The sequence below is a fragment of the Desulfonatronum thiodismutans genome, from assembly GCF_000717475.1.
Classification (GTDB): Bacteria; Desulfobacterota; Desulfovibrionia; order Desulfovibrionales; family Desulfonatronaceae; genus Desulfonatronum; species Desulfonatronum thiodismutans.
In genome coordinates, this window is record NZ_JPIK01000018.1 from 53,308 (window position 1) to 73,505 (window position 20,198).

20 protein-coding genes are annotated in these 20,198 nt (G+C 60.6%); 7 read left to right on the forward strand and 13 right to left on the reverse strand.

Annotated elements, in window-relative coordinates; genetic code table 11:
* Positions 1 to 90: 90 nt before the first annotated feature.
* The 5 genes from ygeW to GY33_RS0113325 form a co-directional block, all read right to left on the reverse strand.
* A complete protein-coding gene (gene ygeW, locus GY33_RS0113305) occupies positions 91 to 1,290 on the reverse strand; it encodes a knotted carbamoyltransferase YgeW (protein ID WP_035272202.1) in 1,200 nt (399 codons plus the stop codon).
* A gap of 134 nt (positions 1,291 to 1,424) precedes the next feature.
* Entirely contained in the window at positions 1,425 to 2,639 is a 1,215-nt protein-coding gene (locus GY33_RS0113310) for a YgeY family selenium metabolism-linked hydrolase (protein WP_031387804.1), read from the reverse strand.
* A gap of 95 nt (positions 2,640 to 2,734) precedes the next feature.
* Positions 2,735 to 3,781: a TRAP transporter substrate-binding protein gene (locus tag GY33_RS0113315; RefSeq protein WP_031387805.1), complete on the reverse strand. Its 1,047-nt coding sequence runs from the start codon at positions 3,779 to 3,781 to the stop codon at positions 2,735 to 2,737.
* A 124-nt stretch (positions 3,782 to 3,905) separates the two neighbouring features.
* Complete coding sequence (locus GY33_RS0113320; protein ID WP_031387806.1) at positions 3,906 to 5,189, reverse strand: TRAP transporter large permease; 1,284 nt, start codon at positions 5,187 to 5,189, stop codon at positions 3,906 to 3,908.
* Positions 5,186 to 5,728, reverse strand: a complete 543-nt coding sequence (locus GY33_RS0113325) for a TRAP transporter small permease (protein ID WP_051822629.1) — start codon at positions 5,726 to 5,728, stop codon at positions 5,186 to 5,188. Before GY33_RS0113325 ends, GY33_RS0113320 begins: the two co-directional genes overlap by 4 nt.
* 236 nt (positions 5,729 to 5,964) lie before the next feature.
* On the opposite strand from GY33_RS0113325, the gene GY33_RS0113330 reads away from it, so the two are divergent.
* The 6 genes from GY33_RS0113330 (at position 5,965) to GY33_RS0113355 (ending at position 10,749) form a co-directional block, all read left to right on the forward strand.
* The gene (locus tag GY33_RS0113330; protein WP_084185169.1) at positions 5,965 to 6,993 is read left to right on the forward strand and encodes a serine protease; all 1,029 of its coding nucleotides are present in this window, start codon (positions 5,965 to 5,967) and stop codon (positions 6,991 to 6,993) included.
* A 43-nt stretch (positions 6,994 to 7,036) separates the two neighbouring features.
* A complete protein-coding gene (locus GY33_RS0113335; protein WP_031387809.1) occupies positions 7,037 to 8,887 on the forward strand; it encodes a RiPP maturation radical SAM C-methyltransferase in 1,851 nt (616 codons plus the stop codon).
* Between the two features lie 177 nt (positions 8,888 to 9,064).
* Positions 9,065 to 9,565 carry a hypothetical protein gene (locus GY33_RS21075; RefSeq protein ID WP_152555194.1) on the forward strand — a complete coding sequence of 167 codons (501 nt, stop codon included), beginning with the start codon at positions 9,065 to 9,067 and terminating at the stop codon, positions 9,563 to 9,565.
* Positions 9,566 to 9,654: 89 nt separating this feature from the next.
* Complete coding sequence (locus GY33_RS0113345; RefSeq protein ID WP_152555195.1) at positions 9,655 to 10,011, forward strand: hypothetical protein; 357 nt, start codon at positions 9,655 to 9,657, stop codon at positions 10,009 to 10,011.
* Positions 10,012 to 10,208: 197 nt separating this feature from the next.
* A complete protein-coding gene (locus tag GY33_RS21835) occupies positions 10,209 to 10,367 on the forward strand; it encodes a type II toxin-antitoxin system HicA family toxin (protein ID WP_326923847.1) in 159 nt (52 codons plus the stop codon).
* Complete coding sequence (locus GY33_RS0113355; protein WP_031387812.1) at positions 10,342 to 10,749, forward strand: type II toxin-antitoxin system HicB family antitoxin; 408 nt, start codon at positions 10,342 to 10,344, stop codon at positions 10,747 to 10,749. The genes GY33_RS21835 and GY33_RS0113355 overlap by 26 nt, the downstream gene beginning before the upstream one ends.
* Positions 10,750 to 10,771: 22 nt before the next feature.
* Here the strand turns inward: GY33_RS0113355 and GY33_RS0113360 are convergent, their stop codons facing one another.
* From GY33_RS0113360 to GY33_RS0113375, 4 genes are all read right to left on the reverse strand, one after another.
* Positions 10,772 to 11,650, reverse strand: a complete 879-nt coding sequence (locus GY33_RS0113360) for a pirin family protein (protein ID WP_031387813.1) — start codon at positions 11,648 to 11,650, stop codon at positions 10,772 to 10,774.
* Between the two features lie 106 nt (positions 11,651 to 11,756).
* Entirely contained in the window at positions 11,757 to 12,644 is an 888-nt protein-coding gene (locus GY33_RS0113365) for an EamA family transporter (protein ID WP_031387814.1), read from the reverse strand.
* Positions 12,645 to 12,656: 12 nt separating this feature from the next.
* On the reverse strand, positions 12,657 to 12,848 hold the full coding sequence (locus GY33_RS0113370) for a hypothetical protein (RefSeq protein ID WP_051822631.1): 192 nt from the start codon (positions 12,846 to 12,848) through the stop codon (positions 12,657 to 12,659).
* A 1-nt stretch (position 12,849) separates the two neighbouring features.
* Positions 12,850 to 13,830, reverse strand: coding sequence for a cation diffusion facilitator family transporter (locus GY33_RS0113375; protein ID WP_051822632.1), 981 nt, complete (start codon positions 13,828 to 13,830; stop codon positions 12,850 to 12,852).
* A 252-nt stretch (positions 13,831 to 14,082) separates the two neighbouring features.
* Between GY33_RS0113375 and GY33_RS0113385 the strand changes: the two genes are divergently transcribed.
* The gene (locus GY33_RS0113385) at positions 14,083 to 14,841 is read left to right on the forward strand and encodes an SDR family NAD(P)-dependent oxidoreductase (protein ID WP_031387817.1); all 759 of its coding nucleotides are present in this window, start codon (positions 14,083 to 14,085) and stop codon (positions 14,839 to 14,841) included.
* Between the two features lie 21 nt (positions 14,842 to 14,862).
* Here the strand turns inward: GY33_RS0113385 and GY33_RS21080 are convergent, their stop codons facing one another.
* The 4 genes from GY33_RS21080 to ispG are packed head-to-tail and all read right to left on the reverse strand — an operon-like array spanning position 14,863 to position 20,006.
* A complete protein-coding gene (locus GY33_RS21080) occupies positions 14,863 to 15,768 on the reverse strand; it encodes a M23 family metallopeptidase (protein ID WP_152555196.1) in 906 nt (301 codons plus the stop codon).
* Complete coding sequence (gene xseA / locus GY33_RS0113395) at positions 15,765 to 17,117, reverse strand: exodeoxyribonuclease VII large subunit (protein WP_031387819.1); 1,353 nt, start codon at positions 17,115 to 17,117, stop codon at positions 15,765 to 15,767. The genes GY33_RS21080 and xseA overlap by 4 nt, the downstream gene beginning before the upstream one ends.
* Before the next feature lie 18 nt (positions 17,118 to 17,135).
* On the reverse strand, positions 17,136 to 18,869 hold the full coding sequence (locus tag GY33_RS0113400; protein ID WP_031387820.1) for a proline--tRNA ligase: 1,734 nt from the start codon (positions 18,867 to 18,869) through the stop codon (positions 17,136 to 17,138).
* Positions 18,870 to 18,884: 15 nt separating this feature from the next.
* Positions 18,885 to 20,006, reverse strand: coding sequence for a flavodoxin-dependent (E)-4-hydroxy-3-methylbut-2-enyl-diphosphate synthase (gene ispG / locus GY33_RS0113405; RefSeq protein WP_031387821.1), 1,122 nt, complete (start codon positions 20,004 to 20,006; stop codon positions 18,885 to 18,887).
* Between the last annotated feature and the right edge of the window lie 192 nt (positions 20,007 to 20,198).

The following is a 20,198-nucleotide window of genomic DNA, read 5'->3' on the forward strand; positions in this document are numbered from 1 at the left end:
CCTTCATGTACAAAAATGGCCGGAGCGTCTTGGACGCTTCGGCCATTTTTTCAATTTAGGAGCGGGCAGAACCCGCCTTTTGCATCCCGGTTAGCGGACGCAACGACTACGTTCCCCTTCAAGAATGCTCATCAGAGCGTCCGCGGGGTGTTTCAGACGGGAGAGCAGGATCATGGCGGCCACCACGTAAGGCTTGTAACCGGCCTCCTTGTAGGTGTCGATCCGATATCGTTCGAAGACCGAAGCTTGGACCTCGCCCTGAGCGCAGCTGACCCCGGAGATGTCCGCGGGCAGGCAGTGCATGTACAAAGCGCTTTGGTCCCTGGTCAGCTTCATCATCTCTTCGGTGCATTCCCAGTCCACGAAACGCTTGTTGTTTTCCAGGCAGCGTTTTTCCAACTCTTTCAAACCCTCGGAGTCGCGCTGGCTGAGCAGCTTGGTGCGCTCTTCCATCACGGCGAAGGGGGCCCAACTCTTGGGGTAGACGATGTCCGCGCCCGTAAAGGCCTCGGCCATGGAGTTGACCACCTGGAAAGATCCGCCGGACTCCGCGGCCTGCTTGCGGGCCAGGTCTTCCACTTCGGGCAGTACGGTGTAGCCTTCCGGATGCCCCAGGACCACGTCCATGCCCAGCCGAGTCATCAGGCCGACCACGCCCTGGGCCACGGACAGCGGCTTGCCGTAGGAGGGCGAATAGGCCCAGGTCATGGCGATCTTCTTGCCCTTGAGCTTGTCCAGGCCGCCGAAGTGGTTGATCAGGTGCAGGGCGTCGGCCATGGTCTGGGTGGGATGGTCCAGGTCGCATTGCAAATTGACCACGCTGGGCCGGGTGGGCAGTACGCCCTGGCGAAAGCCGTCGTCCAGGGACGCGGCCACTTCACGCATGTAGGCGTTGCCCTGGCCCAGGAAAATGTCGTCCCGGATGCCGATGGCCTCGGCCATGAAGGAGACCATGTTCGCGGTCTCGCGCACCGTCTCGCCGTGGGCGATCTGGGATTTTTCCTCGTCCATGTCCTGTACGGTCAGACCCAAAAGGTTGGCCGCCGCGGCGAAGCTGAACCGGGTCCGGGTGGAGTTGTCCCGGAAGATGGAGATGGCCAGACCGGAGTCGTAAAGCCTGGGGGAGACGTCCATGGCCCGCATGGCCCGCAGGATTTCGGCCACGTCGAACACCGCGGCCAGTTCCTCGGCGGTTTTTTCCCAGGTCAACAGAAAGTCGTTGTGATGCATGCCCTCGATCCGACGGCCCGCCAGCCGCCGAATCGCTTCGCGAATGCCAGTTTTGTCCATGATGGGGGTTCCTTTTTGTTGGTAGAGTAAGTGAAGAAGACAGTATTCAGAAGTCAGGAATCAGAATTCAGAAGTCGGAAGTCAGAGGCCGGAGAATAAAAATCTCACGGCAGTTGACAAAAAACAGACCTGCTCTAGCCTCTAGCCCGTTCCACGTACACCGCCGGGATCAGGGCGTACATGGCCGCGGCCTGGACCAGTTCGGCTTTCCAGGTTTTCTCGTTGGGCGCGTGGGCCTGGTCTTCGTGGCCCGGGCCGAAGCCGACGCAGGGAATGCCCAGGCGGCCCATGATGGAGACGCCGTTGGTGGAGAAGGTCCATTTGTCCACCAACGGCTGCTTCCCGAACAACCGTGAATAGGTGTCCACCAGTGTTTCGCAGACCGGATGGCTCTCTTCCAGCACCCAGGCCGGGAAATAGCATTCCGTGGGGTAGACCAGGCCGGTGTAGGACGGCTTGTCGTAGTTGTACATGGTCACTTCCGCCCCGGCCGCGCGCACCGCGGGCAGATTGCGGATCTGTTGCAGAGCCTCTTCCCAGGTCTCGCCCCAGGTCAGACGACGGTCCACGGAAATCCAGCAGCCGTCGGCCACGGCGCAGCGCGAGGGCGAGCAGTGGCCGATCTCGGAGACCGTGAGGCTGCCCTTGCCCAGAAAGGGGTCGGTGCGCAGGTTCGTGTGCAGGGCCTGAAGTTCATTGAGGATCGGCCCCATCTTGAAAATGGCGTTGTCCCCGCGCTCCGGGGCCGAGCCGTGGCAGCTCACGCCTTTGGTACCCACCTGGATCTCCATCCGGCCCCGCTGGCCGCGATAGACGTTGCAGGACGTGGGTTCGGTGGAGACAACGAATTCCGGGCGCAGCTTGCCCTCGTTGACGATGTACAGCCAGCACAGCCCGTCGCAGTCCTCTTCCTGGACCGTTCCGGCCATCATCAGCGTCACGTCCTTGGGCAGCAGGTCCAAATCCTTGATGATCTTCCCAGCATAAACCATGGAGGCCATGCCGCCCTCCTGGTCGCTGGCCCCGCGGCCGATGATGGTTTCCTCGTCCTCATGGCCGAGAAAGGGATCATGGTTCCACTGCGAACGATCCCCCACGCCCACGGTGTCCACGTGCGCGTCCAGGGCGATGAGCCGGGGGCCGTTGCCGATGAATCCCAGGACGTTGCCCATGGGGTCGATCTCCACTCGGTCGAACCCGACCTTTTCCATCTCCTTCTTGATCAGGGCGCACACGGCTTCTTCCTGACACGACTCGCTGGGAATGGCGATCATCTCTCGCAAAAACCGGCTTATCTCCGGCTTATAATATTCCGCGCGCTCCACGATTTTTTTCGGATCAACTGACATTTTTTCCTCGCTTCAACGGACTGTTTTGGGTCATTCAAAAAAACAGGGCGCACCCCTGTTTGGGGTGCACCCTTAGGTTTATTTGTTATCAAATCTTACTTGCCGGCCTGCTCAATAGCCTCTAGAAAAGCGTTCATCATGGCCACGCCTTCTTCCCCGTGCTTGTCCGCGATGATCTGCTTCACCGCGGGCATGGCCTGGGTCTGGAATTCGGCTTTTTGTTCGGGAGTCAGGGCGTTGACTTCCATCTTCTGGGTCAGGGCGGGCAGGCCGCGGTCCGAGGCTTCGATGATCCGGGAGATGCCGCGACCGGCCACGATGGCGGAGGTGGCGGCGTTCTGGACGATGGTTTGCTCCTGCTCGGAGAGGGAGTTCCAGAAGTTCATGTTCACGGCCCAGACGTAGGGGGCGAAGAGGTGGCCGGTCAGGCTGAGGTACTTCTGCACTTCGTCGAACTTGGCAAAGGCGATGATCGGGATGGGGTTCATCTGGCCGTCGGCCACGCCGGTCTGCAAGGCGGTGTACAGTTCGGCCCAGGCGATGGGCGCGGGCTGTCCGCCCAGAGAGTTGATCAGCGCCTGGTGGGTGTCCAGGGTCATGGTCCGGATCTTCAGGCCCTGCATGTCCGCCGGGGTGGTGATGGGGCGGCGGGAGTTGGAGAAGTGGAAGAAGCCCCCGGAGTCCCCGAAGCCCAGGATCTTCAACCCGGTCTTGGCTTCCATGTCCGCGGCGTACTTCTTACCGAAGGGGCCGTCGAAGACTTCATACGTGGCGGCGATGTCCGGGAAGGCGAAGGGCACGTCAATGATGCCCATCATCGGATAAATGGAGGCAAACCCGCCCACGGAATGGATGCCCATTTCAATGACTCCGGCCCGGACCTGCTGGAGCACTTCGTTGTCCTTGCCCAGCTGGCCGTTGGGGAAGGTCTGGACCTTTATCTCGCCGTTGGTTCCGGCCTCCACCAGACTCTTGAACACCGTGGCCATGGCTCCGGTGGCGTTGTCCAGCGGATCGTCGTTGTTCAGGTGATGCAATTTGATGCTTTTCTGGGCCTCGGCCTGGGGCGCGAAGCCCAGAATCAACGCCAGGGCCAGGAAAGGGGCCAATACGGCCATGAACAAATTCGTCCTTGTTTTCATCTCGTCTCCTCCATTCAGATTAGGTTATGCCAAACATCGTCTCACCAGCAATTTACTCCATCCACGTCCATTCACGACATTTCCTCTCATCTCCCGACTCCTGAATCCTGAATTCTCTTCCCCCCTACATTCCCAGCAACAAGCGCGGAATGAACATGGTCAGCTTCTCAAAATAGGCCACGCAGAACAAGATCCCCACCTGCAAGAGCAGAAAGGGCCACAGGGCCATGGCGATCCGTTCGATCTTCTCCCCGGTGATCGAGGAGAGCACGAACAGACACGCTCCAACGGGCGGGGTCATCAGGGAGATGTTCAGGGCCAGAATGATCATTATCCCGGCATGGACCGGATCCATGCCGATGGCCTGGGTCAGCGGAACCAGGACCGGGGCCAGGATGATCAGGGCCGCGTTGATGTCCATGAACATCCCGATGATCAGGAGCAGGCCCAGGATCATGGCGATGATCACGTTCGGCTCCGAGGACACGGTCAGGAAAAAGGCGGCGATGGCCTGGGGAATCTGCATGAAGGTCATCCACCAGCTCAAAATCGAGGCCGAGGCGATGATCAGGAAGACCACCCCGGTGATCCGGGCCGTGCGGATGAGCATTTCCAGGATGTCCTGCACACTCAGGGAGCGATAGACGAAGATGGCGATGAACAGGGCGTAGAACACGGCGATGGCCGCGGCCTCGGTGGGCGTGACGATGCCGCCCAGGATGCCGCCCAGGATGATGGCCGGCATGAGCAGGGCCAGGATACTGTCCTTGAAGGCCCGCAGGATCTTCCACAGACTCGGCCCGCCCTCGCCCTTGGGCAGGTTCCAGCGCTTGCCCATGGCCGCGATCAGGGCCATGCACAGCAGGCAGATCAACAGGCCCGGCAGGATCCCGGCGGCGAACAGCCCAGCGATGGAAACGCCCATCAGCGAGCCGTAGATGACCATCAGGTTGGACGGCGGGATGGTCGGCCCGATGATCGATCCGGCTACGGTCACGGCACAGGCGAAGGGCCGTGTGTAGCCCTTCTTGACCATGGCCGGAACCAGGGTGTTGCCGAAGGCCGCGGTGTCGGACACGGCGGCCCCGGTCATTCCGGCAAAGAGCACGGACGCGACCATGTTCGAATGGGCCAGCCCGCCGCGCAGGTAGCCCACCAGGGCGTCGGCGAAGTGCGCCAGCCGCTCCGTGATCCCGGAGCGGTTCATGATCTCCCCGGCCAGGATGAAGAAGGGCATGGCCATGAAGGTGAACAGGTCCAACCCTTCGAAGAACCGCTTGGGCGCCATGGTCAGAAACGCCTCCCCGCCGATCTGGAGCAGCCCGACCACCCCGGCGATGCCGAGGGTGAAGCCGATGGGCAGGCCCAGAAGGAGCAGGCCGAAAAACACCGTGGCCACGAGGATCATGGTTTTTCCTCCGCGGCCATGTTCGGGGCGGACATGGAAAACAGCGGGGGCGGCAGATCAGCCAGTTCCCTGACCGTGGCCACCAGAATCTGGACGCAGGTCAGGCCCGCGCTGACCGGGACCGAGGCAAAGGGAAAAAACATGGTCATCCCGAAGATCGTGGCGAACTGGGAGGCCCCGGCCTGGGTCATGGCGATGCCGTAGACGGTCAAAAACAGGAAGAAGCTGAAGCCCACCATGTCCAGCAGGACCCGGAAGGGCTTTTGCATTTTTTGTGGAAAAAAGCGGAACAGGATGTCCAGGCCGATGTGCTCCCGGCGGTAGGCCCCCACGGGTACGGCCAGCAGCGCGGCCCAGATCATCACGTAGCGGGACAGCTCCTCGGTCCAGATGCCGCCGGAGCCGATGAAGTAGCGAGTGACCACCCCCCACCAGATGATCGCCACCATCACCGCCACCAAGAGCGCGCAAATTCGCTCCGTGATCCAGTTCAGCACGGCCCCGAAACGAACGATGGCGATGGCGGTTTGATGGAGCATGTTTAAAAAAGGCGGCCTTCATTCAACGCATGGAGGAAAAGATGCCCCCCAGCCCGAGGCCAAAGCGGCCATGACGGCGGGCAAATTTTCTTTGCCCGATTTATGGCCTCGTTGCAATGGCGTCATAGACGCCGGGTCGCTGGTCGAGTGTTCCAATATCTGGGTGAGCTTGTTGCGCTGTTCCTCTACTTCAACTATCCGTCAGGCAACCCTCAACTTTAAACAGGACTTGCCGTATGCACCGTTACTTAGCCTATTGTGTTCCCGTGCTCGCCGCAATCGTTTTTATCGCGGCTGAAGCCCTGCCGACTTTCGCGGGAGAGTGTGATCTCCAAGGTCAAGGTACTTCGAAGATCATCGGAGGGGAGCCCGTATATGATCCAACCAGGTATCCATGGACGGCGGCCTTGGTGTTTACGGATAGCCCGGATCAAATCATGTGTGGCGGAACCCTGGTCAGTCCGGAGTGGGTGCTCACCGCGGCCCATTGTCTGGACCGGGAGTATCCGCGGGGCTCGGGCCTGCCTTTGTCCCCGGAGAGCGTGGACGTTCTCGTGGGCACGGTGTTTCTGGACCAGCCTTCTCCCGGGCATGACCGGATCAGGGCGTCCGCCTTTTACATTCACTCTGAGTACAATCAGCCTACCCTCGTAAACAACGACATCGCCTTGATCAGGCTGTCGCGGCCAGCCATGCCGCGGCGTATCGCCATGTTGGCGAATCGTGAGGAGGACGTCTGGCCGGGCATGTGGAGCACGGTTCTCGGGTGGGGCAATACAGTTCCCCAGCTCAGGCAGCGGGAGGAGTACCTTCCTTCCAACCAGCTTCTGAGCGTGGACGTGCCCATTGTTTCCAACGAGGCGTGCCAAGCCTCCATGCGCTTACCGGAAAGCGTGATCACGGAGAACATGATCTGCGCCGGATTTCCCGAAGGCGGCAAGGATGCCTGCCGGGGAGACAGCGGGGGGCCGCTCGTGAGAACCGTCATGCCCGGGTGGCACATGTTGGTCGGCGTGGTCATCTACGGCGAGGGCTGCGCGCAACCCGACGCCTACGGAGTGTACACCAAGGTTTCGGCGTATTGCGACTGGCTCAAGACAACCACCGGGCAAGACATCTGCCAGCCCGAAAGCTCGGGCGGAGGGTGCGCCGTCGCCGGTGCCGGGGGCCGTGACTGGATGCTGCTGATCCTGACCGCGGCTTTGGCCGTCTGCTACGCGGGACGGCGAGCAAAGGGCAAGCGTCGTGGAGCGATGACGAACTGATTGACGGGAATCGCGGCCAAACGTCTCGCCTCCAGGGTTGTCCATGCATAAGCCTGACAACAGAAACACCGACTCCCGTCCCGTGGTGCTCGTTTCCGCGCCCTGGGCCATGTACAACCGGCCTTCCATCCAGCTCGGCGCGCTCAAAGCCTACCTGCGCCGCCGGTTCCCCGACGTGCCGGTCCGGGCGGAGCATCTTCACCTTCAGGCGGCCGCCGAGGTCGGCTATTCCGCGTATCAGGCCGTGTCCGAACGGACCTGGGTAGCGGAAAGCGTGGCCGCGGCCCTGCTCTTTCCGGACCAAGCCCCGGCCATTCAGCGGCTTTTCCAGCGGGAAAGCAGGCAAAACCCGGTCCTCCGCGCCGCGGGGTTGCCGGCCTTGGCCCAGGCCCTGGACAGGGCCTGCGTCCGGTTCATCGCCGACATCGACTGGTCCGTGTTCGGCCTGGCCGGGTTCAGCGTCTCCCTGTGCCAATTGACCTGTTCCCTGGTCCTGATCCGGCGCATCAAACGAAAGTATCCGGAATTGCCCGTGGTGGTCGGCGGGGCCAGTTTTTCCGGAGAATCCCTCGCGGCCCTGACCGCCGCGTTTCCGGAGATCGACCATCTGGTCCTGGGAGAGGGGGAAACGGCCCTGGGCGAGCTGACGGACGCCCTGTGCCGAGGTGGGAAGTTTTTGCCAGACGCCTCAAACCGACAAATCCAGGACCTGGACGAGCTGCCCGCTCCGGATTTCGACGACTACTTCGCCCAACTGCAACGCCTCGGACCGGCGAAGCGGTTCCATCCCGTGCTCCCGGTGGAGGCCTCCCGGGGCTGCTGGTGGATCAGAAAGCCCAGGCCGGATCGTCCGGCCCAAGGCTGCGCCTTCTGCAACCTGAACCGGCACTGGACCGGATACCGGTCCAAGTCTCCGCGCAAGGTCGCGGAGGAAATCACCGCCCTGAGCACCCGGCACAAGGTGCTGGGCTTTTCGTTCATGGACAACCTGCTGCCCCGCAAGAGCGCGACGGAACTGTTCACCGCGCTGGTTGAATCCGGCAGGGACTATCGGCTGTTCGGCGAAATCCGGGCCGACACGCCCCCGGCCCAGCTCGCGGCCATGCGCCGGGCCGGGATGCGCGAAGTCCAGGTGGGCGTCGAGGCCTTGAGCAGCGCCCTGCTGGCCAGGATGAACAAGGGCACCGGCGCCCTGGACAATATCGAGGTCATGCGCCACTGCGAAGCCCTGGGCATCCACCACGGCGGCAACCTGCTGATGCGCTTTCCGGGCTCCACGGCCGAGGAAGTCGAGGAAACCCTGACCAATATGGATTTCGCCGCCCCTTACCTGCCCCTGAATCCGGTGTCCTTCTGGCTGGGCCTGGAAAGCCCGGTGTTCCGCGATCCGCGCGGCCACAAAATCCGCCTGACGGGCAACGACCCGCGCTGGAGCGTCCTGTTTCCTCCCAAGATTGCCCGGACCCTGCGCTTCATGGTGCAAGGGTACGTCGGCGGCAAGCGGGAACAGCGCCGGCTATGGCGACCGGTGGAACACCGGGCAAGCCAATGGGCCAAGGAATACGCCCAATCCATGCGCGGCCCGAACCCCGCCCCGATCCTGGGCTACCAGGACGGCGCGGACTTCCTGATCATCACCCGCCGCCGCCCGGACAAAACCCTCGACACCCACCGCCTGCCCCAAGCCTCTCGCCGCATCTACCTCTTTTGCCGAAAAAGCCGCACCAGAAACCAAATCCAATCCCAGTTCCCCAACCTGGCCGCAGACAAGCTGGATGGCTTTTTGCTGATGATGGTGGACAAGCGGCTGATGTTCTCGGAATCCGAAAGATTCCTGAGCTTGGCCGTACCCATGGACCGATGCGCGGAGGATTTTGAGCGGCCAATGGCGTGAATTCGGACTGAATGCGCCACCACGGTTTTTACTGTGTTGCGCTGAGGCGATATTTTGTCTAAAAAGTATACAGCCAAGCTCCACTCTGCCATACCTGCTTGAGTCGGTTTTGTGCGGGGCTTTTTTCGGGATTACTCAGTAACTCTGTTTACCAGAAATCAAGGATTGCATTAGACAGTGGAAAATAGAATCTGGCAATGGCACTTTGAAATTAAAGGACTTATTCCCGATCAAGTTAAACTTAAAAGAAAAGTTTGGCTAAAAAGGGGAGAGTTATTTCTTGAGAAAAAGGGAGATAAACTCCAAGCTTTTCTGTTAGGAGAGGATAAATATCCATATAATGAAAGTGAAAAGGTTTTGTCTTACTTAAGATTTTCATGCTTAATTTCTGGGAACGCACCTGATCTTGAAGGCAAAGGAGGAATAGGTCTAAAATCAATAAGTGATTTTGGTAAAAAGAAGAAATTTTACAATACTTCATCCAGGATAGTTCTTCCTAAAGAAGCAGTCGCAGAAATAGAAAGCCATGCGCATAAATTTATAGGATTTATTGGAAATATTCACAATAAATACATTTATATCGTATCAAACAATGACTTTATTGCGGTAGCATTGGATTATTATTATGAAGCTGAAAAAAATTTGTTTACAGCAACGAAGGATTCATTAGTGCCGTGATAAGCATGGAGGCGCTATTTAACGAAGGGCCTTCTGATATTAAATACAAGCTGTCGCATCGTGCTGCTTTTTTGCTTGGACTTTGCGGCATGAACCCTATTGAAGCTTTTGAAAAGTTAAAAGATTTTTACAACAAGAGAAGTAAAATTGTTCATGGGGGCGGAATAATTCCTCATGACCCAGATAGACACCTTATTTCATGTTATACAAGAAGGCTGATTATAATATTTTTGATCTTACTTAAAAGTAAAAAGCGAAGAGAAATTAGCAAAAATAATAAAAAGGTTGAAATTTTAAAAGAAATTGATCATGCAATGCTAAATAGAAACATATGCGACTATTTAAAAAAAGAGATCGACAAGGGGCTTAAGGATTTCAAGTTGTCTATTCCAAGGACATTTGAAGGTAAAGGGGAGTATGGAGAATATATTGTAACAGCATGGTAAGAAGTCTCAAGGTAAAATAATTTTTAGATGGATACAATTCAAAGATTGATCATATCGAATAAGACAATCCGATAGGCTGTGCGAGCCACATAATATTTCCACATTTTTTACGCGTTAATTTTCTATGCATATGGTGCAACTATGAATAGCAAATAAGTAATCATAAAATTGAAGCTGGAGCCTGGATACTTTACCATGTGAAGGGTAATCATCATCAATTCAAGCATCCCGACAAGCCCCCGAAAGTTACCATCCCCCATCCAAAAAAACATACCTATCGGCACTCTTCGCAACATCTACCGCCAAGTCGGCTGGGACTGGAGGTAAGGCATGAGATATCCAATAGTCATTCATAAAGACAGCGATTCTGATTTTGGCGCGACGGTTCCCGATGTGCCGGGCTGTTTTTCAGTGGGGGAGAGCATGGAAGAGGCCATTGCCATGGCTCAGGAGGCCATAGAGTGTCATCTTGAGGGCATGCTCATGGACGGCGAAGCTCTGCCTCTACCTACGCCGATTGAAAGCCATCAGGGGAAGGATGAGTATGGAGGGGGCGTTTGGGCGTTGGTTGATATTGATATGTCCAAGCTTTCCGCGCAATCAAAACGAGTCGACGTCACAATGCCGGGGTTTCTCCTCGATGCGGTTGATCAATATGCGCGCAAGCATGGTGAATCGCGTTCCGGCGTGCTGGTCCAAGCCGTAACCGAATATATGGCGGCGCATAGATCCACCTGAAGTCGGCCCTTCGCCGACCTGGTCAGCGGGCGTCTGCCTGATGATGCTCCAGGTGACGCGGGGGATGCTTGATGAAGGTTTCGTCGTGCAGATCCTGGAACGCTCGGTCCAGTTCCTGCTTGGTGTTCATGACGATGGGGCCGCGCCAGGCAATGGGTTCGTTCAAGGGCTTGCCGGTCAGAAGGAGCATCCGCAGGGGGGCTTCACCGGCGACCACCGCCAATTCGTCCCCGTCCTCAAATAACACCACCTGTTGGTTGGCCACGGCCGTGCCGTTCACCGTGCCCGCTCCGCCGATCACGTAGATGAAGGCCGTGAAGCCGCGCCGGGTGGGATGGATGAATTCCGTGTTCGGCGGGATGGTACAGTCCAAGTATTCCGGGGCCACCACCACGTCGTCCACCGGGCCGGAAACATCGCCCACGGTTCCGGCGATGATCTTGATCCGCGTGCCGTTTGCGGTTTCCACCTCCGGAATATCCGCGACCGTAATGTCCCTGTATTGCGGCTCGATCATTTTTTGATCCGCCGGAAGATTGGCCCAGAGCTGAAACCCGTGCATAGAGCCGTGGGCGTCGCCCTTGGGCATTTCCTGGTGAATGATCCCGCTTCCGGCGGTCATCCACTGGACGTCCCCCGAAGAGGTGATCCCGGTGTTGCCCAGGCTGTCGCCATGCTCCACATCGCCCTTGAGCACGTAGGTGATGGTTTCGATTCCCCGGTGCGGATGCCAGGGAAAGCCCTTCAAGTAGTCTTCGGGACGGTCTGAACGGAAATCGTCCAGCATCAGAAACGGGTCGAACAACTCCGCCTCGTAGTACCCAAAAGCGCGGTGCAGCTTCACGCCCGCTCCTTCGGTAACCGGCTCTCCAAAAAATATCTGCTCAATGGATCTGCGCATTTTTGAACCTCCAGGAATGTGGGTGGGATGAACTTTCAAGTCCTTCCCCCAAGGATAGAAGATGGGCACTCTCTCCCTGGATGGCAAGTCTTGAATCAGGTTCCCGTCAGTTCAAGGCTATCAACCCCACTCCGGCGACCATCAGGGTCGCGCAGAGAAGTTTGTGGGTGAGGTCTTTTTCGCCGAACATGACGTGACCGAAAACAACCCCGAAGACCACGCTCATCCGTTTGATGGAAACCACATAGGCCGCCAGGGTCAGGGTCAAGGCCCACATCTGGAGCACCAGGGCCAGTGAGCCGAACAACCCCACCAGAAAAAGCGCCCGGAAATTTTGTCGCAGCCGGAGAACTGGACGGCGGGACTTGATCAGAACCACCGGCGAAAGGCCAATACTCATGGCCATGAAAAAACAGAACAGCCAGAAAGCCGGCGAGGAGTTGGTCACCCCGACCTTGTCCAGATTGGCGGTGAAGCTCCAGATGAAGGCCACAAGAAGCATGACCCGTGGGCCGGGATCGTTCCACAAGGCCCGGAAAGGGGCCGACAAACTTATCTCGTTGTTGGCTCCGAGGCCTGTGGAGGTTGGTCTGAGGTTCAACAGGTAGGCCCCGGAGATGATCAGAAGCATGCCCAGTCCGCCCCAGCGATCGGGAAATTCGCCCAGGATCAGCGGCGAGGTGATCAGCATGAACAGCGGAGTGAAGGTGAGCATGGGCAGGGTCAGGGACAATTCCGAAGCCTTGATCGCCCGCATGTAGAGGGTCACGGCGACCAGGTTCAGGGCAACCCCGGCCCCCAGGGCCCAGCCGAAGTCGCTTCCGATGGCCGGAATCCCCTCCCACCAGAGGTAGGCCCCGGTCAGGGGCAGGGCGAAAACGCAGTAGGACCACGCCAGGAGATATTCATCTCCCAGGATCAGTTGCCCCTTGCTCAGCGCGTCCTTGACCGCCTCGAAAAAGGCCGTGCCCAATGCCAGTACGGCCCAGAGCATCGTAATCGAGGATCAGCGGAAAAAGCCGAGCAGGCCGATGAAGCCCAAAAATCCCAGGTAGCCCACGTAACGCAGCGGACCTGGCGCGCCCCAGGCCCCGAACGCGGCGAAGGCGGCAAAGGCGCTGAACATGGGCTTGAAGAAACCAAGCAGTCCGAGCACGCCGAGGACGCCTGAAAGTTGAATCATCCGACCGAGTTCCATGTCATCCTCCTTGTTTTTCGTCTGACGGCTGAAGATTGTTGGGAAGTTGCGCTTTCTGGTCCGAGCCGTCGTTGGCCACCCCGCCGATGCAGTGTCCGTCCCAGGAGGCGTCGTCCTCCACGGGCTCCACGTGGATGGTCAGACTGGTGTTGTTCAACCGCGATTCGACCAGTTTTTCGATCCTGTCGCAAAGTTCATGCGCTTCCTGGACGCTGCACCTTCCGGGCAGCAGCAGATGCACGTCGATGAACCGCCGGGAGCCGGACTTGCGGGAGCGCAGGCCGTGGAAGGGAGCATCCGGGGCCTGGGCTTGCAGGGCCTCGGTGATGATTTGGATTTCCTCGGTCGGCAAGGTGTGATCCATCAACCCGTTCCAGGAGCGGCGCAGCAGGTCCACGCCGGCGCGCAAAATGTTCACGGCCACGGCCATGGCGATCAGGGGGTCGAGAAAAAGCCATTCCTCCGGGGCGACGATAATCACCCCGATGCCGACAACCACGGCCAGGGAGGTCCAGACGTCGGTCATCAGATGTTTGGCGTCCGCCTCCAGGGTGATGCTGTCGTGCTTGCACGCGCCGTGCATCAGAACCCTGGCCGCGCCCAGGTTGATGGCCGCGGCCAGAACCAGGACCGCCATGCCCCAGCCCAGGCTGTCCAAGGGGACGGGGGCGAACAGGCGCTGCACCGAGGTGATGAAGATGGTCGCCGCGGCCACGAGGATCAGGGTTCCCTCCACCCCGCTGGCGAAGTACTCCACCTTGTCGTGGCCGTAGGTGTGGTGTTTGTCCGCCGGACGGGCCGCGATGAGCAGCGCGATGAAGGCGATCAGTCCGGCCACGAGGTTGATCACGGACTCCGCGGCATCTGAAAAGATGCTCACCGAGCCGGTCATCCAGAAGGCCCCAAACTTCAGGCCCATGGTCACCAGGGAAGCGGCCACGGACACCAGGGCGTAGCGGGCGGGGGTTTGCAGCAGGGACATGAGACGTCTTTACAGGACGAGCGCGGGTGCTGTCTAATGGACACCGTTCATACAGATAGGGTGGAGTTGTTCTCGAGCCTCTGGGCTGCCCCAATCGGTATCGAAATCGAAATCGCTATCGAAATCGATTTCTGATGAATTTCCGATTTCGATCACGATTTCGATTTCGATTGATGCGGGACACTCCCTGGAAACGAGCTTTTCCGCTTATTCCCAAGCTCCACCAAGACAAGCCAAGGGAGGATGAACATCATGCACGAACTACACGGAAAAACCTTGCTGCTCACCGGCGCGTCCATGGGCATCGGGCGGGCATTGGCCGTGGCTCTGACCGGGGAGGGGGTGAATCTGGTGATCAACGCCCGAAGCGGGAACCTTTTGCAGGAGACACGAGAGTTGTGCACCGGGCAGGGGAGAACGTCCAATGCAGTGGTGGACGTCGTCGGCGACGCTTCCAAAACCGAGACCGTGGATGCCATGCTGAAAGCCGCGCAAAAGATTGGGAATTTCCAGGGCTTCATCCACGCCGCCGGAATTCTGCATCCAGGGCCGTACGTCTGGGAGCTGTCGGACACGGACTTCCTGGCCGTATTTCAGGCCAACGTCATGGCCGCCCATCAGTTGATTCGCGGCTGTCTGCCCCTGCTACTGGAACAGGGGAGCGGGCTGGCGGTTTTCTTCGGTTCCGGGGCCGCGGAAAAGACCCAGCCGGGCATCGCGGCCTACTGCGCGGCTAAGGCCGCGGAAGAGCACCTGTCCCGCCAATTGGCCGCGGAGGCCCCGGAAATCACCTCGTTGGTTTACCGGCCGGGGATCGTGGAAACCCGGATGCAGGTCCAGGCCAGGGAATCAGAGGGCGGCGCGGCCCAAAAGCTCCAGGCCGTATTCCGACCGTGGAAGGAACAAGGACAGTTGATGACCCCGGAACAGTCCGCCGCCGGGTTGGTCAGATTGCTTGCCGCGAATCCGCGCCGTCTGCACGGCAAGACCTGGGACGTGCGGGATCTTTAGGAAAAAGGAACCGACTGCCAATCAATCCAGCAGTGGCAGGGGGTCCACCCACATGCCCAGGACGCTCAGCCCGAAGTGCAGGTGCGGCCCGGTGACCCGTCCCGTGGCACCCACCTCGCCGATGGCCTGTCCGGCGACGACCATGTCCCCTTCCTGAACCAGGATTTCGGACAGGTGGATGTACTGGGTGACCACGCCCAGGCCGTGGTCGATGTAGATGGAGCGGCCCGCGAAATAGTGGTCGCCCGCCAAAACCACCTCTCCGTTGCTGAAGGCCCGCACCGTCGTGCCCTCCGCGCCGCGCAGATCCACCCCGCGATGCGGGGCCCTGGGCTGATCATTGAGGAAGCGCCGCAGGCCGAAGGCGCTGGAGACGGAGCCCTGGACTGGGCGCGTGAAAGGCTCTTCCCAGTGTTGGACCGGGGAAACCCGTTCCAGGACCGCCCTGGCGTCCCGGCGTTCCCGTTCGATCCGGGGCAGCAGCTCGGCGTCCGGAGAGACCATCTCCCGGGACACCCGCAGCCGCTGTTCAGGAAACTCCCGGGCGTGCACAAGGACGTCCTGGGAGAACGCGCGTGGCCCCTGGGCCGTGAAGACGGTCCCGGTGAGCCGGTGCGTTCCCGGCGGGGTTTCCAGGTCGACGCCCAGCAAGACCGCCGCTTCCCGGCCCTGGCCGGTCGGAGTGGCTGCAAAGGGGCCAACGTCCTTGTCCAGCCAGCGCAGGCTTGCACTCTGAAAGCCCTCTGGCCTGGAAAGCCGGACGAAAAACGGCATGCCCACGCCTACCCGGTCCGGAACCTGGATGTGGACCTGGGATAAGTCGCGCTCTTCCGCATGGGCCGAGAATCCGGACAGGATGAACAACAGCATTCCAAGGGCCAACACCAAGCCCATGCCCAACCGCTCGCTTGCGTACCGTCGCATCATTCTCCTCGCTCCGCCCGTGTTTCCTGCACCCGTGCGGCAATGAACCCGGATCGGGGTACGATCCGCAACAGATCTCCCTGGCGCACATCCCGAGCATCCCGCACGTAGTTTCCGGTTCGTTCCGACTGGACCAGACAAAAGCCCTTTTCCAAAGGCCGCTCCGGGTTCAGACCGCTCATGACGGTTTCCAGCTTGGCCAACTCGTGATCCCGGACGCGAACGGCTTCCCGGCCCGCGGCCAGAAGCTCGTGCAGGCGCTGATCCAGCACCGTTTGTCTGGCGGCCCAGAAGCGGGCGTCCATGGTTCTGGTCAGGTCCGAAGCCGCCTGGGCCAGGGCGGACCGGCGATCCCGGAGCATGGTCTGGCCGCTGCGAAGCAGATCGCGCTCCAGCCCTTCCAGGCGCTCCAGGGCCCGCAACACCCGCACCCTGGGGGAAAGCCAGGACAGGGCCTTTTCCTGCCCGGCCAGCAGGGCTTCCTTGCGGCGCAGCAGTTCCCGGGTCGCGGTTTGCAGTCGGTTTTCCAGCTCGTCCACGGTCTGGGCCAGTTCCCGCCGCTCCGGCCACAGGAGCTGGGCCGCATGGCTGGGGGTGGCGGCGCGCACGTCCGCGGTCAGGTCGGCGATGGTCGTGTCCACCTCATGGCCGATGCCCGTGAGCACCGGGATTTCGGAGATGAAGACCGCCCTGGCCAGGTCCTCGTTGTTGAAGGCCCACAAATCCTCCAGGGACCCGCCGCCGCGGATCACCACGATCACCTCGGCCCAGCTCTGGATATTGGCCTCTTGCAAGGCCTGGATGATCTGGCCGGGGGCTTGGTCGCCCTGGACCAGGACCGGATGGACGCGGATGGACGCGCCAAAACCCCGCTCGTCGGCCAGACGCAGAAAATCCCGCAGGGCCGCGCCGCCAGGGGCCGTGATCACCGCGATCCGCCGGGGATGCGGCGGCAGGGGGCGCTTGCGGGCCGGATCAAAATATCCTTCCGAGGCCAGCCGCATCTTCAAGGCCTCAAAGGCCACGAACAGCGTTCCCAAACCCTGATCCTGAACCATCTCCACCACGAGCTGGTAGGTGCCCCGCGGCGCGTACACGGTCAACCGCCCGACGCAGATCACCTCCTGACCATCGGCCAGGACATCCCGAACCGCCGCGGGCTGCCATTGCTGGGACTTGAACCAGACCGCGGCCAGCGTGGCCTCGTTGTCCTTCAGGGTGAAATAGATGTGCCCGGACCCTGGCCGGGCCAAATTGGAAACCTGCCCCCGCACCCAAACCAGCGGAAACTCCCCCTCCAACGTAGCCTTCACGGCCAGGGTCAGTTCACGGACGGAGAAAATGTGGGGCATGACGTTTCGGAGGGCGGATCAGTGCACTGACAGGTCCCAATCCTTCAAAATCCCCCGCCACCATGACCGGACCTGATTTTCCAGGTCGTCCAGAGCCAGTTCCGTGCGTTCTCCGGTCTTGCGGTTTTTGGCTTCCAGGACGCCTCGGGCCACGCCTTTTTCGCCCAGGATGAGCTGGCCGGGGATGCCTATCAGGTCGGCGTCCTTGAACTTCACGCCGGGCCGTTCATCCCGGTCGTCCAGGAGCACTTCGAAGCCCATGGATTCCAGGCGGTCGTGCAGGTCCACGGCCTGTTGCACCAGTTCCGGATTCTTGCCGCCCAGGAGGATCAGCTCGATTTGAAAGGGCGCGATGGGCGGCGGAAACTGGGCGCCGTTGTCGTCGTGATTCTGCTCCAGGCAGGCGGCCATGATCCGGCTGACGCCGATGCCGTAGCACCCCATGATGATCAGTTGTTCCTTGCCGTTTTCGTCCAGGTACCGCGCCCCCATGGCCTCGCTGTACTTGGTGCCCAGCTTGAACACGTGCCCCACTTCGATGCCCTTGGGCAGTTCCAGGGCCGCTCCGCAGCGCGGACAGGGATCCTGGGCCGTGACCTGGCGCAGATCCACGTATCCGGCAATGACGGCGTCCCGGGTCAGGTCCACATGCCGCAAATGGGCGTCGGCCTTGTTGGCCCCGACGATCCAGTCCCGGCGCAGGCCCACTTCCCGGTCCGCCCAGATGGCGTCCACATGCAGATCCACCGGCCCGGCAAAGCCCACCGGCGCACCGGTCCAGGCCTGGACTTGCTCCGGCGTGGCCAGGTTCAGCTCGTTGGCGTTCAAAACGTTCTTCAGCTTGATTTCGTTCAGCTCCCGGTCCCCGCGCACCAAGGCTGCCACGGGGCGACCGTCGGCTTCGTAGAGCAGGGTCTTCAAAATGGCCTGGGGGTCGACTCCGAGAAACTCCGCGACCTCTTCCACGGTGTGTTTGCCCGGCGTGGCAACCGCTTCCGCGGGCGGGCATTCCCCGTCATCGCCTTCGCCCTGAACCACGGCCTCGGCCTTTTCCAGGTTCGCGGCAAACTCGCAGGCCGTACACACGGCGATGGTGTCCTCGCCGGTGTTGGCCAGGACCATGAATTCGTGGGAAAAGCTGCCGCCGATGGCTCCGGAATCCGCTTCCACGGCCCGGAAGGTCATTCCGAAGCGCGTAAAGATGCGCATGTAGGCCTCGTACATGGTCCGGTAGCTCTTGTCCGCGCCTGCGTCGTCCCGGTCAAAGGAGTAGGCGTCCTTCATGATGAACTCCCGCCCGCGCATCAGCCCGAACCGGGGCCGGATCTCGTCCCGGTACTTGGTCTGGATCTGGTAGAGATTCACGGGCAACTGCCGGTAGGAGCGAATCTCCCCGCGAATCAGGTCCGTGATCACCTCCTCATGGGTCGGCCCCAGGCAGTAGTCCCGACCGTGCCGATCCTGAATGCGCAACAACTCCTTGCCGTACACAACCCAGCGCCCCGACTCCTTCCAGAGGTCCGCCGGCTGGACCATGGGCATGAACACCTCCAAGGCCCCGGACCGGTTCATTTCCTCGCGCACGATCCGGGCGACCTTGTCCAGGCAGCGCAGCCCCAGGGGCAGATAGGTGTAAATCCCGGAGGTCAGCTTGCGGATCATGCCCGCGCGCATCAATAAACGATGACTGACCACCTCGGCTTCGGCCGGATGTTCCTTCAGGGTCGGCAGGTAGTACTGGCTCCAGCGCATGATGAAAATTCCTTTTCAAGGTTCAGGATTCAGGGTTCGAGTCGTTGATCGCTCCGCCAAAAACGCATCCAGTTCGCGCAAAAATTCCGGTAGCAACTCGTCCCGGCCGCGGACCTTGCGCAGGATTTCGCCGCGGCGGAAGATCAGGCCGCAGTCCCGGCCCCCGGCCAAGCCGATGTCCGCTTCCCTGGCCTCGCCGGGGCCGTTGACCACGCAGCCCATTACGGCCACGGTGAAGACCTCGGTCACGCCGTCCAGGCGGCGCTCCACCTCTTCGGCCAGGTCCTGGAGGTCGATTTCGGTCCGGCCGCAGGTGGGGCAGGAGATGATTTCCGGGCCGCGCCGGCGCAGGCCCAGGCTGCGCAGGATTTCCCAGGCCGCGCGGACCTCCAGGACCGGGTCCGCGGTCAGGGAGACCCGCAGGGTGTCCCCCAGTCCTTCCCAGAGCAGGATGCCCAAACCCACGCCGGATTTCACCGCGCCCCGGAGCAGTGTCCCGGCTTCGGTGATCCCGATGTGCAGCGGGCAGTCCAGCTTTTCGGCCAGAAGGCGATAAGCGGCCACGGTCCGAGGGACTGAGGAAGATTTCAGGGAGATCTTGAAATTGTCGAAGCCGCGCTGCTCCAACAGAGCCGCGTGGCCCAGGGCGCTGGCGACCATGGCCTCGGGAGTGGCCCCGCCGTAGCGGTGTAACAATTCCTTTTCCAGGGAGCCGCCGTTCACGCCGATCCGGATGCACGCTTCGTGAGCCTTGGCCGCATCCACCACCCGGTCCACATTGGCCTTGGAACCGATATTCCCGGGATTGATGCGCAGCCCTTGCAGCCCGGCTTCCAAGGCCCTCAGGGCCAAACGATGGTCGAAGTGGATGTCCGCGATCAGCGGCACCGGGGCGGCGGCCTGGATTCGCGGTAAAACCCCCGCGGCCGCCTCGTCCGGCACGGCCAGACGGACGAACTCGCACCCGGCCTCGGCCAGCCGGTCGATCTGGGCCAAGGTCGCTTCCGCGTCCCGGGTGTCCGTGTTGGTCATGCTCTGGACCCGGACCGGATGCGCACCGCCCAGGGTTACGCCGCCCAGGGCGATGGTCCGCGTGGGGCGGCGACGGGGAGTGAGATCAGAGGGCGAGGTGGTCATCGTGGGGTGAAACTCCCTGGCTTGTCGGTTGCCGTCTGAGCAGTGTACCGTCATGCTTGGCGAAAACCGTTTATCTACGCGGAGTTCGTTTGGAGGTAAACCACCGCGTTTGCCTCGATTGCCCCATGAGATTCCCGCGGGCGGGAGTTGACTTTTCCAGGCATGTTTGCTTGCCTGGGCAGCCTCATGAAA

Coding starts and splice junctions, on each gene's coding strand:
- ygeW (WP_035272202.1), bottom strand. CDS start 1,290: ATGGACAAAACTGGCATTCGCGAAGCGATTCGGCGGCTGGCGGGCCGT.
- GY33_RS0113310 (WP_031387804.1), bottom strand. CDS start 2,639: ATGTCAGTTGATCCGAAAAAAATCGTGGAGCGCGCGGAATATTATAAG.
- GY33_RS0113315 (WP_031387805.1), bottom strand. CDS start 3,781: ATGAAAACAAGGACGAATTTGTTCATGGCCGTATTGGCCCCTTTCCTG.
- GY33_RS0113320 (WP_031387806.1), bottom strand. CDS start 5,189: ATGATCCTCGTGGCCACGGTGTTTTTCGGCCTGCTCCTTCTGGGCCTG.
- GY33_RS0113325 (WP_051822629.1), bottom strand. CDS start 5,728: ATGCTCCATCAAACCGCCATCGCCATCGTTCGTTTCGGGGCCGTGCTG.
- GY33_RS0113330 (WP_084185169.1), top strand. CDS start 5,965: ATGCACCGTTACTTAGCCTATTGTGTTCCCGTGCTCGCCGCAATCGTT.
- GY33_RS0113335 (WP_031387809.1), top strand. CDS start 7,037: ATGCATAAGCCTGACAACAGAAACACCGACTCCCGTCCCGTGGTGCTC.
- GY33_RS0113345 (WP_152555195.1), top strand. CDS start 9,655: ATGAACCCTATTGAAGCTTTTGAAAAGTTAAAAGATTTTTACAACAAG.
- GY33_RS0113355 (WP_031387812.1), top strand. CDS start 10,342: ATGAGATATCCAATAGTCATTCATAAAGACAGCGATTCTGATTTTGGC.
- GY33_RS0113360 (WP_031387813.1), bottom strand. CDS start 11,650: ATGCGCAGATCCATTGAGCAGATATTTTTTGGAGAGCCGGTTACCGAA.
- GY33_RS0113365 (WP_031387814.1), bottom strand. CDS start 12,644: ATGCTCTGGGCCGTACTGGCATTGGGCACGGCCTTTTTCGAGGCGGTC.
- GY33_RS0113370 (WP_051822631.1), bottom strand. CDS start 12,848: ATGGAACTCGGTCGGATGATTCAACTTTCAGGCGTCCTCGGCGTGCTC.
- GY33_RS0113375 (WP_051822632.1), bottom strand. CDS start 13,830: ATGTCCCTGCTGCAAACCCCCGCCCGCTACGCCCTGGTGTCCGTGGCC.
- GY33_RS0113385 (WP_031387817.1), top strand. CDS start 14,083: ATGCACGAACTACACGGAAAAACCTTGCTGCTCACCGGCGCGTCCATG.
- GY33_RS21080 (WP_152555196.1), bottom strand. CDS start 15,768: ATGATGCGACGGTACGCAAGCGAGCGGTTGGGCATGGGCTTGGTGTTG.
- xseA (WP_031387819.1), bottom strand. CDS start 17,117: ATGCCCCACATTTTCTCCGTCCGTGAACTGACCCTGGCCGTGAAGGCT.
- GY33_RS0113400 (WP_031387820.1), bottom strand. CDS start 18,869: ATGCGCTGGAGCCAGTACTACCTGCCGACCCTGAAGGAACATCCGGCC.
- ispG (WP_031387821.1), bottom strand. CDS start 20,006: ATGACCACCTCGCCCTCTGATCTCACTCCCCGTCGCCGCCCCACGCGG.